The organism is Streptomyces sp. NPDC041970, from assembly GCF_055588985.1.
On sequence record NZ_JBVJCD010000019.1, the window covers coordinates 85,000 to 96,787 of the forward strand.

Below are 11,788 nucleotides of genomic sequence, written 5' to 3' on the forward strand. Positions count from 1 at the left end.
GTCTAGTCTCAGGGTTTAGCGACGTTGGCGAATAGCACACCCTCATACTCTCTACCCCCCCCCCCCCCCCCCCCCACCCCACCCCCCCCCCCCCCCCCCCCCCCCCCCCCCCCCGTCGCCGGGGCCCGCACCTTCCTCGCGTACGGGACGCGGGTGCCGCCCCGCCGGACGACGGCCGGCGGCCGGGCGGGACCGCACCCGCGCATGAAGGAACGGCGCCGGGGCAGGGGCAGGGAAGGCCAGGAGAACAGGAGTGCGCACCCCATGTCCCTCCCTTCGTACCCGAATTCCCCGTACGCGGACGAGCCCGCCGCCGACCGCGACGTCCACGGCGGCCCGGCGCCCGCCGGATCGAACGGCTTCGCGATCACCGCCCTCGTCATGGGCCTCCTGGCGTGCCTGTTCTTCTGGACGGTGGCGGGCGGACTCCTTCTCGGCCTGCTCGCCGTCGTCTTCGGTATCGTCGCCGCGCTGCGCACCCGCCGGGGACGGGCCCCGCGCCGGGGGATGGCCATAGCCGGCGTGGTCCTGGGGGCGCTCGGGCTCATCGGTTCCGCGATCGTCCTCGCCGTCGCGGTCTCCGTGCTCGACTCCGGCGCGTTCGAGGAGTTCGAGGACTGCATGAACCGGGCCGGAGGCCGGACGGCGGAGGACCGGTGCGCCGAGGACTTCGTCGACGAGCTGGCCAACTGACCGGGTCCGGCACCGGGTACGCGCGCGGCGACCGGCGTACGCTCGGGGGATGGTGCACGTACTGGGCAGCCGGATCCTGCTGAGCCCCACCGATCCCGAGCGTTCACGCGCCTTCTACGGCGGGGCCCTCGGCCTCTCCGTCCACCGCGAGTTCGGCACGGGCCCCGAGCGCGGCACGGTCTACTTCCTCGGCGGCGGGTTCCTGGAGGTCTCCGGGCGGGCGGAGAGCGCGCCCTCGCCCGCCCTGCGGATCTGGCTCCAGGTCGACGACGCGGAAGCGGCCCACGAGGAGCTGCGGGCCAAGGGCGTGAGCATCCTGCGGCCGCCGGTGCGGGAACCCTGGGGGCTGATCGAGATGTGGATCGCCGACCCGGACGGGGTGCGGATCGCGGTGGTCCAGGTCCCGGACGACCACCCCCTGCGCTACCGGCCCTGAGCCCCGCCCGCCATCACCCGTTTGGGCCCGCACCAGGTGTTTGTCACGGTATGCGTGGGTATGCGGCCCGATGATCGCCGGGCCGCACCGCCCGGAGCACCGGCCGCGAGGCACCGTAGAGAAGGAGGGTTCGATGTCATCGAAGCGACGTCGTAAGAAGAAGGCCCGCCGCAAGAACGCCGCGAACCACGGCAAGCGGCCGCAGAGCTGAGGCAGCGCCCCCGCCCGGAGTACGGCACAGCGGCACGCCGGCTCCGGGCGGAGCGCTGTCCGCCCCCGGACGCGCCGCGGCCCCACCGGGCGGGGGAGGCCGGGTGGGGCCGGACGTTTTCCGTGGGCCGGGGGTAAGCCCTCGGGAACTCGGGTCCTCTTCCTCATGCCCGCCGCCGGGCCCTTTACACCGCAAGCGGGGCCGCGGATTCCGTACCCGCTCGGGAACCGTCCGGGGCCTCCGGACGGGCTCCGCCCCCCCCGGAGGGGAGGAGGCCGCGTCAGACGGCGCTCCCTTCCTCGGCAGCCGGGGACCGAGGTGCGGTGATCGGCTCGGGCGCCGGGGGGTAGAACCGCTCGGCCCACCGCCGGAACGGCCCGATCGGCCCGTCGCCCGAAGCGAGCCGGGGCGGCTGCCGGTACTCCTTGTGATGCCAGATCGGGAAGTCGGCGGCGGTGAACGCGCAACTGGACCGGAAGACGGGCCCCTCCAGGAGCCGGGCCGCGACACGGCTGACGGCCCGTGCGAGCGGGGGCGGCAACCGGTCGGACGCGTCGAACGCGATGCGGTTCAACTGCCGGAACTGCATCCGGTTGGGCCCGATGGCCGTGGGCATCACCATGGTGCACATCCGCAGGCCCAGGAGCGGCGTGTGCACATCGGCGTGCAGACAGCCGAGCCCGTATCCGTCCACCTCCACGTCGACGGTGAAGTCCCCCAGGAGCGGAGCGCTCTCGTGGGCGCGCATGGAGACGTGGAACCTGGCGTCCTCGTACTCCACCGGCCCGCCGATCTCCGCCCTCGTCCAGCCGTGGAGGGTGGCGAAGTGCCCGAGGTCGACCGAGTTCTCGATCACCTCCTGCACGTTGCCCGCCAGCTCCCAGGCCGCCGTGCGGGCGGGCCGGCGCCCGATCTGGTGCCACCGCGGGATCCACCAGTCGGGAGCCCGGCCGTCATGGTGGCGCCAGACGAAGACGGCCCCGTTGACCTCGTGGACGGGCAGGTGCGTCAGCGCGGACCGCGGCGGCGGCGTGCCGTAACCCGTGCGCACGCACGCACCGTCCGGGCCGAACGCGAAGAAGTGGAAGGGGCACGTCAGGTCCTCGCCCTCGACCTTCCCGAGACCGAGGTGGGCGCCGAGGTGCGGGCAGTACGGGCGGACGGCGCGCAGCGCCCCGCTGCCGAGGCGGTACAGCACGACGTCGCTCCCGGCCAGCGGCCGGGTGAGCACGTCACCCGGCCGCAGCTCATGGGAGAAGGCCAGCGCCGACCAGCCGCTCGGATACGGCAGGGCGGGCGCTCCCGCCGCGTCGGCCGGCGTCGGCCCCTCGGTGATGGCGCGCCCGTACCGGCGTGAGACTCCCACGAGACTTCCCCCTCCACGATCGCTCGCCGGGAGGCTGCCCAGGACGCCGGGCGATCCACCCGGCACGCCGCGCACCAGCCGAACGGGGAGAAGCGGGCGGTACGTTGACGGAGGGGCGAGGCGACCGGCGCGGCCGGGCGCGGAGGGGGACCGCCCAGGTCAGAGCCGGTCGCCGAACGTGTCGGCCAGCTCGCGCCACGCGGCCCGCGGGAGGCCGGAGCCCCCCTCGCCCGCCGTGAGCACCTGGAGCGCGACGTGGTCCGCCCCGGCGTCGAGGTACGCCTGCGTCCGGGCCCTCACCCGCTCGGCGTCGCCCAGCGCGAAGAGGGCGTCGAGCAGCCGGACGCTCCCGCCGTACGCGAAGTCCTCCTCCGAGAACCCCAGCCGCAGCAGGTTGGCGGTGTAGTTGGGCAGTTGGAGGTACATCCCCAGCATGTTCCGCGCGGTGGCGCGGGCCCGGTCGATATCGGTGTCGAGCACCACCGTCAGTTCGGGGGCGAGCAGCGGGCCGGCGCCGAGCGCCTCGCGGGCCTCCGCCGTGTGCTCGGTGGTCACGAGATAGGGGTGCGCCCCCAGGGCCCGGTCCGCCGCGAGCCTCAGCATCCTCGGCCCGAGCGCCGCCAGGACCCGGCGGTCGGGCCCCACGGGCGCGGCGGCGGCGTCGAGTCCGTCGAGGTAGGCCGTCATCGCGCTGTACGGCTTGGCGTACTGCGGCACCAACGGGCCGTGGCTGACGCCCAGACCGAGGACGAACCGCCCGCGAGCGGTCGCGTCGACCGCCGCGACGCGCTCCGCCGCCTCCTCGGCGGTGTGCTCCCAGATGTTGAGGATGCCGGTCGCCACCGTGACCGTCCGGGTGGCGGAGACGATGGCCGCCGCGTCGTCCGGCGACGGGCTCCCCCCGATCCACAGCGTCCCGTACCCCAGCTCCTCGAGTTCGGCGACCGCCTCCGCGATCGCCCCTCTGCCCGCCTCGTCCACCCGCGACCCGTGCAGGGCGCTGCTCCAGATACCGATGCGTCCGAATGCCTCGTGCGTCACAGAAGTCATGGCGTGATCAACACCGCGCCGTGCCCGCTATTCCCGGACGCGTGAGGATTCACCCCGGTGGACTCATCCGTCGTGCACGTCCTTCATGAACACGATCCCGTCGATCCCGCCCAGGTGCGACGGGTCCAGCGGGGCGTAGCCGAAGTAGGGCGACACGCGCGGGACGGGACGCGGGACGCCGAGGGCGGGGGCCCAGCGGGCGGGGTCGACGAGGCACCGGTCGCCGGGGAGCGCGTACAGAAGTCCCTCCACGGTGTCCGGCGGGGGAGCGCCGACCCCGTGGGAGCGCAGGGTGCCGAAGGCGGTGGCGAGGAAGCCGTACCCTTCGCCCAGGCGGGCCTCGACCAGCGACCCGGCGCTCCACCACTCCACCGGGCGGCCGCCCATCCGCATGGTGCTCCGCCGGCGCTGGAGATGGCCGTTGTGGGCGTGGACCACCGCCGGACCCCGTTCGACGACGGCCAGCAGGTTCTCGGCCATCATCAGGTCCCGCAGCCCCGTCAGGCGCGCCCAGCGGCTCGCGGACGTGTCGGCCATCGCGGAGTGGTAGCGCAGCAGACCCGCTCCGGTGCGGCCGTACAGGCGCGCCCGGTCCCACTCCTCCCGCGAGGTCGCCGCGAGCAGATGCGGGGTCCACGCCTCGAGGACCGCCACCAGGTCGTCGGCGATCAGGCGCAACTCCCCGGCCCGCGCCGAACGCCCCGTGGACCGGGCGGGGTCCCGCATCGCGGCGGGATCGGTCCACCGCTCGTCGGCGCCCAGCAGGCGGTCCAGGGACGCGGCGGTGCAGGGCAGCAGGTCCGGGTCCACATGCGCGGCGAGGTAGCCGTGCAGCGCGGTGAGCGCTGCGCGGGGACTCGCCGCGGCGGCCATCTCCAGCGGGCCGTCGATGCCGGCGAAGCGCACGCGCTCGGCGGCGGGCCGCCCCTCGTTGAACGCGCGCATCCAGGCCACGAGCCGGCGGTTGGCCGCCGACGCGCCCCACCCGTGGCTGAATCCGCGCTCCATGACGTCGTCGAGCGTGCCCGCGCCGGTGGTGACGTGGGCGTCGACCACCAGCCCCTTCAGGCAGTCGCTCTCGAGCGCGATCGTCCGGTAGCCCTCTTCCTCGACGAGCTGCCGGAAGAGGTCGTTGCGCAGTCGCAGGGGCGCCTCCACACCATGGGTGGGCTCGCCGAGGCCGAGCAGCCGGGGCCGGGCCGGGAACAGCGTCATGACGGCCGCGGCGTCCACGGCATGGGCGGCGTTCTGGAGGTCCGTAGTCATGCCTTGAACGGTATCGTTGAACACACGGTGGAACCTTCTGGCGGAACCCTGCGGGGAATTCGAGGAAAAGCCTCAAACAGGGGAACAGATGCGTGAACACAGACGGCTCCGGCCGATCGATCTGGCGCGCGACCACGGCCTGTCGACGCAGGCAGTCAGGAACTACGAGGCGGCGGGCGTCCTGCCACCCGCCGGGCGCACGCCCACCGGCTACCGGACCTACACCCCCCGCCACGCGCAGGCCCTGCGGGCGTTCCTCGCCCTGGTCCCCGGCCACGGCCACGCCGCCGCCACCTCGATCATGCGGGCGGTGAACGACGGGGAGACGGACGAGGCGCTCCGCCGCATCGACGAGAGCCACGCCCGACTCCTGGAGGACCGGCAGACCCTCCGGGCGGTCGAGAGCGCGCTGCGCGCCCTGGAGCCGGGCGGAGCGCCCGACCGCGAGCCCGGTCCCGCCGGCACGTTCATCGGACCGCTCGCGGGCCGGCTCGGCATCAGACCCGCCACGCTCCGCACCTGGGAGCGCGCCGGTCTGGTGTCCCCGCGCCGCGACCCCCGGACCGGGTACCGGGTGTACGACGGGGCCGCGGTGCGGGACGCCCGGCTCGTCCGCCAACTCAGGCGGGGCGGCTACCCGCTGGGGCGGATCGCCCCGCTGATCGCCCAGGTGCGCGCGGCCGGCGGGGTGGACCCGCTGGAGGCCGCGCTGCGCGACTGGCACGGCCGGCTGTCCGCACGGGCGCGCGCGATGCTGTCGGGGGCCGCCGAGTTGGAGGCGTACCTGCGGGAGGGAGGCCCGCAGCCCGGTGGGCGGGACGGGGGGAGCGGATGACGCGGCTCACGCCGGGTCGAGGCGGGAGACGGAGCCGTCGCTGCTGAGGACGTACAGCTCGCGGTCGCCGTCCTCCACGAACGAGACGACCTCGCCGCCGCTGACCCCGAGGTCGCCCTCGCCGGTCACCTTCCCGTCCGTGATCCGCAGCGTGCGCAAGGCGCCGTCGCAGTAGTCGCTGAACACGTAGCGCCCCCGCAGGGCCCGCAGCGCCTCGCCCCGGTAGACGAAGCCGCCGGTGACCGAGCAGCCCAGGCCGCTGCGGTCGTACGCGTGGACCGGCGGCACGTGGTTCACGGGCTCGACGCCGCCGCGGAAGGGGTGGTCGCCCTCCATCGCGGACCATCCGTAGTTCTCGCCGCCCGCGCTGCCGGCCGGGGCCCAGTCGATCTCCTCCCAGGCGCTCTGGCCGACGTCTCCGATCAGGAGGTCCCCCGTCGCCGCGTCGAAGGAGAACCGCCACGGGTTGCGGAGCCCGTACGCCCAGATCTCGTCCCTGGCGTCCGGGTCGCCGACGAACGGGTTGTCGGACGGGATCGCGTACGGGCGGCCGCCCGCCGGGTCGATCCGCAGGAGCTTGCCGAGCAGGCTGTCCAGGTTCTGCCCGTGCCCGTGCGGGTCGCCGCCCGCACCGCCGTCGCCCAGGGCGATGTAGAGGTAGCCGTCCGGGCCGAACTTGACGTCCCCGCCGTTGTGGTTGGCGTAGGGCTGCTCCTGGGTGAAGACGGTGCGCCGGGTCTCCGGCCGGATCCTGCCCTTGCGCACGGCGAACTCGTCGACGGTGCTGGCGCCCTCGGTGTCGGTGTACGAGAGGTAGAGGTGCGCGAACCTCCGGTCGAACGCGATGCCCAGCAAGCCGCGCTCACCGTCGGTCGTGGTGTCGTCGGAGATGTCGAGGACGGGCCGGCCGAGCCCCCGGTCGGTCAGGACCCGTACGGTGCCCGCGCGTTCGGCAATCCAGACCGTGCCGCCGGGTCCGGCGGCCCCGGCGGTCGGGCTCTGGGCCGTGGCCACCTCGGTGAGGGCGACCCGCACGGGGCGCGGTGCGGCGGGCTCGCCCGCCGACGCCGTGGCCGAAGCCAGGGACGCGACGAGGCAGAGGGCGCCGATGAGGGCCGAACTTCTGGTGCGAACGTTCACCGTGGCCTCCTGGAGGCGGCGAAGGAGGTCGCCCGGCTGCTCGGACGGAGCGGATCGGAACGCCCGAGCCCGGCACGCGACCTGGTGGGGGGAGCGGCGTATCACTGGTCACCGACGAGGATAGGGCGGCCGGGGAGCACGGCCTAGGGCGTGTTTCGGCAGTCCCGCCTGCTCGGCGACGCCTGGCACGCACGCCCGCCGTGCTGTCGGGACCGCCCCGATACATCCGGTGTCGGGGCGGCCCTCCGCCTTGCGATCGCACGCACCAGACGCCGCCGAGCCCGCCCTCCGGGCGGACGGCGCTACTTTCGGAACACGCCCGAACAGACCCGCATCCGGCCCGGTCACATCAGCGGTGACAAGGCTCACGACTCTCGCCGTGACAGGCGCTGTCTGCGCGAAGAGGGATACAGCACGTGATCCCGGAGCCGGGGGACCACAGGGCGGACACTTGTGCTCGCCTGTGCTTGGCGGTTGGCTCCGTGAATCCTTCGGGGGTTGACGTGAGGTCAGGCGGAGGCGGCTTGGAGAAGGGTTTCGGCTGCGGCGGTGCGGGCGTAGAGGACGGAGCGGCCGGCGCGGTGGGCGCTGACCAGGCCCGCGTTGCGGAGCGCGGTGAGGTATTGGGATACCCCTGCGGGGGAGAGTCCGGTGCGGTGGGCCAGCTGTGTAGTGGAGGCCGGGATCTCCAACTCGGTGAGCAGCAGGGTCCGCGAGCGGCCGAGTACGGCGGAGAGGGCGCCGGTCTGGGTGACGGGGCGCTTCGTCCACAGTGAGCCGACACCGCGCGCCGGATAGGCGAGTTGGGGCGGGTCCGGCGGCGTCGTTCGGGTGCGCAATCCTGGTCCGGTGAAGGCGGAGGGGATCAGCAGCAGTCCCGCGCCTGCCGTCGTGCGGGTCAGCGGCTGCTTTCGGCGGGACATCCGGAGCGCGTCGTCGTCCCAGCTCACGGACGTGTGCAGGTCGTTGAGGAGGTGGCCGGCGCCGTGCTCGGCGGCCAGACGGGCCCGGTAGAGGACGTCTGCGTCCAGGACTGCCCGGATTCGTGCCCAGTAGGGGGCGAGTACCAGCTCCCAGTACGTTTCGAGCTCTTCTGCGACCTTGGCCAGGAGGCCCTGCGGGTCGTTGTGCAGGGCTCGCAGCCGGGGGCCGAGGTTCCCCCTGTGGCGGGCGAGGTGGTCGAGGTCCTGGCGTACCCGGTCGGCGGGCGAGGCCCGGATCGCGTCCCGCTCTGCCGCCGGGGTGGGGGCCGGTCCGGCGGGGGCCGGGTTGAGGAAGTCGGGGACGTAGCCGCCGGCGGGCGGGACCAGCTCGCGGAGCCAGCCCCGGTCCAGCCCGGCGGCCTCCATACGCGGGCGTACCTGGTCGGCCCAGGGTCCGTGGACCGGATGCGCGGCGGCGGACGTCAGCAGTCGGAAGCTGGGTGCGACCTCCCACATCGGTGAGACGGCGAACCGCACCTGCGCCAGATCGCTCGTCGAGAACGCCAGCTCTGCCACGATGAACGCTCCGCGATGGATTCAGGCATGTATGAATCAATGGCGGGCCAGCCTACCGTGCGTAGATCATCCCGCCATGACCTCACAAACGATCACCGCGGCCGCATCGGGCACCTGGAAGCTCGGCGACCTGACGGTCAACCGGATCGGTTTCGGCGCGATGCGCCTGACGCAGCACGGCGAGGCATTCGCGGCCGATGCCGTCCCACGCGACCGCGACCAGGCGATCAGTGTGCTGCGCCGCGCGGTCGAACTCGGCGTGAACCACATCGACACCGCCGCGTTCTACTTCTCGTCGCTGCGCTGTGCCAACGAGCTGATCAACCAGGCACTGGCCCCCTACCCGGACGACCTCGTCATCACCACCAAGGTGGGACCGGGCCGCGCCCCCTCAGGCCAATGGCTTCCGCACGCCACCCCCGGGCAACTCCGCGGCCAGGTCGAGGAGAACCTGCGCCAGCTCGGCCGCGACCACCTCGACGTGGTGAACCTGCGCATCGTCGGCACCGACTCCATCGCCGAACGCTTCGGCGCGCTTGCCGAACTGCGCGAGGCCGGACTCGTCCGGCACCTGGGCCTGTCCAACATCCACCCCCACCACCTCGCCGAGGCTCAGACCATCGCACCGGTGGTCTGCGTCCAGAACATGTACGGCATCGGCGCATCGCCCGAGCAGAAGGAGTTCATGGGCATCTGCGGTGAGCAGGGCATCGCGTTCGTGCCGTTCTACTCGATCGCCGGCGCCGGACGCACCGCCGGTGCGACCACCGACCACAGCCCGGAGGTGCACGCCATCGCCCGCGCCCACGGCGTGAGCGCAGCCCAGATCCGGCTGGCGTGGACACTGCACCAGGGCCCCCACGTCCTGGCCATCCCCGGTACCGGCGACCTCGACCACCTCGCCCAGAACGTCGCCGTCGGCTCCCTGCGCCTGTCGGTGGAAGAACTCACCGCCTTGGACCCCCTCCACCACGAGACGGCATGAGCAGGGCCCCCATGGCGCTGTGATCCGCTTCTGCTGATCGGCCTGTCTGCCCTGCCTGTTCCTGCCGCCCGCTCCATAGCCCTGACGGCCGCGGAGCGGCAACGGCTGAAGAAGGCGGCCCACGGTCACAAGACTCCGCACCAGGCCGGGATCCGGTCACGGATCGTGCTCCTGGCGACTCGGGACAGGTCGAACGCGCGGATCGCTGTCGAGGTGGGTGTGCACGTGGACACCGTGCGCACCTGGCGGGGCCGGTACGCCGACGGCGGCTCGCCGGCCCTGGCCGACCGCAGGCGCAGCGGGCGCCCGGCCCGCTTCACCCCCGTCCAGGTCGCCGAGGCCAAAGCACTGGCCTGCCAGCTCCCAGCCGAGACCGGCGCGCTGGCCGTGCCCGGAACTGGCCGCCGAGCTGACCGCGCGCGGGATCGCCGACACCGTTTCGGCGTCCACCGTGCGCCGCCGGCTTCGCCAGGACGCGCTCAAGCCCTGGCAGTCCCAGTCCTGGTCCTCCGTCTCCTTGGCGGCCTGATCAACCTCCGAAGGACTTCGAGAGCCGACCACCTAGCGAGGGGGGGTACCGCCCGGAGGCTCCGCTCCCAGGAGGGTGAGCAGTCCGGGGTATCTCCTCTCGATGTCCGCGCGTCGCAGTCGGATGCCCTTGCGGTTGCCGTAGTCGATCTCGTTGATGAGACCTGCCTCCCGCAGGACCCGGAAGTGGTGGGTCTGGGTCTGCTTCGAGATCGGAAGATCGAACGAGTTGCAGCCCCACTCGCCGTCGCTGCGGTCGGCGGCCAACTGCGTCATCACCGAGCGACGGTGCTCGTCGGCGAGGGCGCGAAACACCGCACCCAGATCGAGTGCATCGGCCTCCGGGCCGACCAGGTTCTTACCGGCCACGCGGCACCTCCTTCAAGTACGACTTGCATCGTACCTGAGGATCGTGCTCCACTGAGGTACGAAATCTTTCGTACCTGGCCTGGTCGCGCTGTTCCGTGCCGCCGCTCCCTGCGACCCGGCCGGGCACTCGCCGGGGACCCGGTCATCGACACTCCGAGAGGTCATCGTCATGAAGAAGCCCGAGGTACTGATAGTCGGTGCCGGAATCGCAGGGCCCGCACTCGCCTACTGGCTCTCCCGGAATGGCTACCGGCCGACGGTCGTCGAACATGCCCGGCAGCTGCGCTCCGGTGGTAGCGCGATCGTCGTGAAGGGGCCCGCCATCCCGGTCGCCGACCGCATGGGCATCCTCCCGCAGCTCCGCGGACTCGCCACGCGCAATCGGTCGCTGTCCCTGCTCGACCCCGGCGGCAGGCGCATCCTGCAACTCCCGCTCGCCTCGGACGGGGCGCCGACAGTCGAGGTGACCCGAGCCGACCTGTCCGAAGTGCTCCACCGGTCGGCGCAGACCGAGGCCGAGTTCTTGTTCGACGACACGGTCACCGCTCTCGACCAGGACGGCGATGGGGTCGACGTCACCTTCCGGCGGTCCGCGCCACGGCGCTTCGACTTGGTAGTCGGTGCCGACGGGATGCACTCCACCGTACGGCGCCTGGTGTTCGGACCCGAGCGGCAGTTCGCGAGCGACCTGGGCCTGTACGGCGCGACCGTGCCGCTGGAACCCGACGCCATCGAGGACCCGAGCGAGATGACGATGTTGACTGTGCCGAACCGGATGCTGGTCCTCCACCCCTCGCGGACCACTCCGCTCGCGATCTTCACCTTCCGGGCCGCACAGCCGGCGCCCCACGACCGCAAGAACATCGCCCTGCACAAGCAGATCGTGGCCGACGCCTACGCCGACGTACGGTGGCGGGCACCGGAACTCGTGGCGGCGTTCCTCGACCACCCGGCTCCGTTCTTCGACCCCCTGACCACCGTCCGGGTGCCCTCGTGGTCCCGCGGACGGGTCGTACTGCTCGGGGACGCGGCGGCGGCGACCGCCCTGCTGGGTGACGGGTCCAGCATGGCGATGGCGGGCGCATACGCCCTCGCGGAAGAGCTCGCCGCCCATCCCGGCGATCACGCCCGCGCCTTCGCCGCCTACGAGTCGCGGCTCCGCCGTGAGGTAGGCCCGCGGCAGCGACGCGTCGGTCTGCTCTCCAGGCTCATGGTGCCCCGCACCCGGCCGGGCCTCGCGGTGCGCAACGCGGTGGGCCGCGCGGTCGGTCGCACGAACCAGAGCGCCTCTCGCAAAGCCGCGAACCGGTAGACCGGGTCCGGGGGGGGGGGGGGGGGGGGGGGGGGGGGGGGGGGAGTGGGGGGGGGGGGGGGGGGGGGGGGGGGGGTGGTGGGGGTGTGTTGTTTGCC

12 protein-coding genes and 1 pseudogene are annotated in these 11,788 nt (G+C 73.1%); 7 read left to right on the forward strand and 6 right to left on the reverse strand.

The genetic code is table 11. From position 1 onward, the window contains the following. The first annotated feature begins 264 nt into the window (after nucleotides 1–264). The 3 genes from ACZ6EJ_RS12815 to ACZ6EJ_RS12825 all read left to right on the forward strand — a co-directional run bounded on the left by ACZ6EJ_RS12815 (nucleotide 265) and on the right by ACZ6EJ_RS12825 (nucleotide 1,340). Entirely contained in the window at nucleotides 265–693 is a 429-nt protein-coding gene (locus tag ACZ6EJ_RS12815; protein WP_469266775.1) for a DUF4190 domain-containing protein, read from the forward strand. Between the two features lie 49 nt (nucleotides 694–742). Then, nucleotides 743–1,129: a VOC family protein gene (locus ACZ6EJ_RS12820; protein WP_469266777.1), complete on the forward strand. Its 387-nt coding sequence runs from the start codon at nucleotides 743–745 to the stop codon at nucleotides 1,127–1,129. 133 nt (nucleotides 1,130–1,262) lie between these two features. After that, nucleotides 1,263–1,340 carry a 50S ribosomal protein bL37 gene (locus tag ACZ6EJ_RS12825; protein WP_373465217.1) on the forward strand — a complete coding sequence of 26 codons (78 nt, stop codon included), beginning with the start codon at nucleotides 1,263–1,265 and terminating at the stop codon, nucleotides 1,338–1,340. Nucleotides 1,341–1,620: 280 nt separating this feature from the next. Here ACZ6EJ_RS12825 and ACZ6EJ_RS12830 read toward each other — a convergent pair whose 3' ends face one another. The 3 genes from ACZ6EJ_RS12830 to ACZ6EJ_RS12840 form a co-directional block, all read right to left on the reverse strand. Further along, entirely contained in the window at nucleotides 1,621–2,706 is a 1,086-nt protein-coding gene (locus ACZ6EJ_RS12830) for a Rieske 2Fe-2S domain-containing protein (protein WP_469266779.1), read from the reverse strand. A gap of 159 nt (nucleotides 2,707–2,865) precedes the next feature. After that, nucleotides 2,866–3,756 carry an LLM class F420-dependent oxidoreductase gene (locus ACZ6EJ_RS12835; protein WP_469266781.1) on the reverse strand — a complete coding sequence of 297 codons (891 nt, stop codon included), beginning with the start codon at nucleotides 3,754–3,756 and terminating at the stop codon, nucleotides 2,866–2,868. 63 nt (nucleotides 3,757–3,819) lie between these two features. After that, nucleotides 3,820–5,022 (reverse strand): erythromycin esterase family protein, encoded by a 1,203-nt coding sequence (locus ACZ6EJ_RS12840; protein ID WP_469266783.1) that lies wholly within the window; start codon nucleotides 5,020–5,022, stop codon nucleotides 3,820–3,822. Nucleotides 5,023–5,110: 88 nt separating this feature from the next. Between ACZ6EJ_RS12840 and ACZ6EJ_RS12845 the strand changes: the two genes are divergently transcribed. Next, nucleotides 5,111–5,857, forward strand: coding sequence for a TioE family transcriptional regulator (locus ACZ6EJ_RS12845; RefSeq protein ID WP_469266785.1), 747 nt, complete (start codon nucleotides 5,111–5,113; stop codon nucleotides 5,855–5,857). 6 nt (nucleotides 5,858–5,863) lie between these two features. Here ACZ6EJ_RS12845 and ACZ6EJ_RS12850 read toward each other — a convergent pair whose 3' ends face one another. Together ACZ6EJ_RS12850 and ACZ6EJ_RS12855 are read right to left on the reverse strand one after the other, a co-directional pair. Then, nucleotides 5,864–6,997, reverse strand: coding sequence for a PQQ-dependent sugar dehydrogenase (locus tag ACZ6EJ_RS12850; RefSeq protein WP_469266787.1), 1,134 nt, complete (start codon nucleotides 6,995–6,997; stop codon nucleotides 5,864–5,866). A 509-nt stretch (nucleotides 6,998–7,506) separates the two neighbouring features. Beyond that, a complete protein-coding gene (locus ACZ6EJ_RS12855) occupies nucleotides 7,507–8,499 on the reverse strand; it encodes an ArsR/SmtB family transcription factor (RefSeq protein ID WP_469266803.1) in 993 nt (330 codons plus the stop codon). Between the two features lie 73 nt (nucleotides 8,500–8,572). On the opposite strand from ACZ6EJ_RS12855, the gene ACZ6EJ_RS12860 reads away from it, so the two are divergent. Both ACZ6EJ_RS12860 and ACZ6EJ_RS12865 read left to right on the forward strand, forming a co-directional pair. Further along, nucleotides 8,573–9,481 (forward strand): aldo/keto reductase, encoded by a 909-nt coding sequence (locus ACZ6EJ_RS12860; protein WP_469266789.1) that lies wholly within the window; start codon nucleotides 8,573–8,575, stop codon nucleotides 9,479–9,481. Between the two features lie 165 nt (nucleotides 9,482–9,646). After that, a pseudogene (locus ACZ6EJ_RS12865) lies at nucleotides 9,647–9,838 on the forward strand (helix-turn-helix domain-containing protein); the annotation flags it as partial. Nucleotides 9,839–10,042: 204 nt separating this feature from the next. Here ACZ6EJ_RS12865 and ACZ6EJ_RS12870 read toward each other — a convergent pair. Then, nucleotides 10,043–10,378, reverse strand: coding sequence for an ArsR/SmtB family transcription factor (locus tag ACZ6EJ_RS12870; protein WP_469266791.1), 336 nt, complete (start codon nucleotides 10,376–10,378; stop codon nucleotides 10,043–10,045). 169 nt (nucleotides 10,379–10,547) lie between these two features. Here ACZ6EJ_RS12870 and ACZ6EJ_RS12875 point away from each other — a divergent pair, with 169 nt between their 5' ends. After that, the gene (locus ACZ6EJ_RS12875) at nucleotides 10,548–11,690 is read left to right on the forward strand and encodes an FAD-dependent monooxygenase (protein WP_469266793.1); all 1,143 of its coding nucleotides are present in this window, start codon (nucleotides 10,548–10,550) and stop codon (nucleotides 11,688–11,690) included. The last annotated feature ends 98 nt before the right edge of the window (nucleotides 11,691–11,788 follow it).

Coding starts and splice junctions, on each gene's coding strand:
- ACZ6EJ_RS12835 (WP_469266781.1), bottom strand. CDS start 3,756: ATGACTTCTGTGACGCACGAGGCATTCGGACGCATCGGTATCTGGAGC.
- ACZ6EJ_RS12845 (WP_469266785.1), top strand. CDS start 5,111: ATGCGTGAACACAGACGGCTCCGGCCGATCGATCTGGCGCGCGACCAC.
- ACZ6EJ_RS12860 (WP_469266789.1), top strand. CDS start 8,573: ATGACCTCACAAACGATCACCGCGGCCGCATCGGGCACCTGGAAGCTC.
- ACZ6EJ_RS12820 (WP_469266777.1), top strand. CDS start 743: ATGGTGCACGTACTGGGCAGCCGGATCCTGCTGAGCCCCACCGATCCC.
- ACZ6EJ_RS12825 (WP_373465217.1), top strand. CDS start 1,263: ATGTCATCGAAGCGACGTCGTAAGAAGAAGGCCCGCCGCAAGAACGCC.
- ACZ6EJ_RS12840 (WP_469266783.1), bottom strand. CDS start 5,022: ATGACTACGGACCTCCAGAACGCCGCCCATGCCGTGGACGCCGCGGCC.
- ACZ6EJ_RS12875 (WP_469266793.1), top strand. CDS start 10,548: ATGAAGAAGCCCGAGGTACTGATAGTCGGTGCCGGAATCGCAGGGCCC.
- ACZ6EJ_RS12815 (WP_469266775.1), top strand. CDS start 265: ATGTCCCTCCCTTCGTACCCGAATTCCCCGTACGCGGACGAGCCCGCC.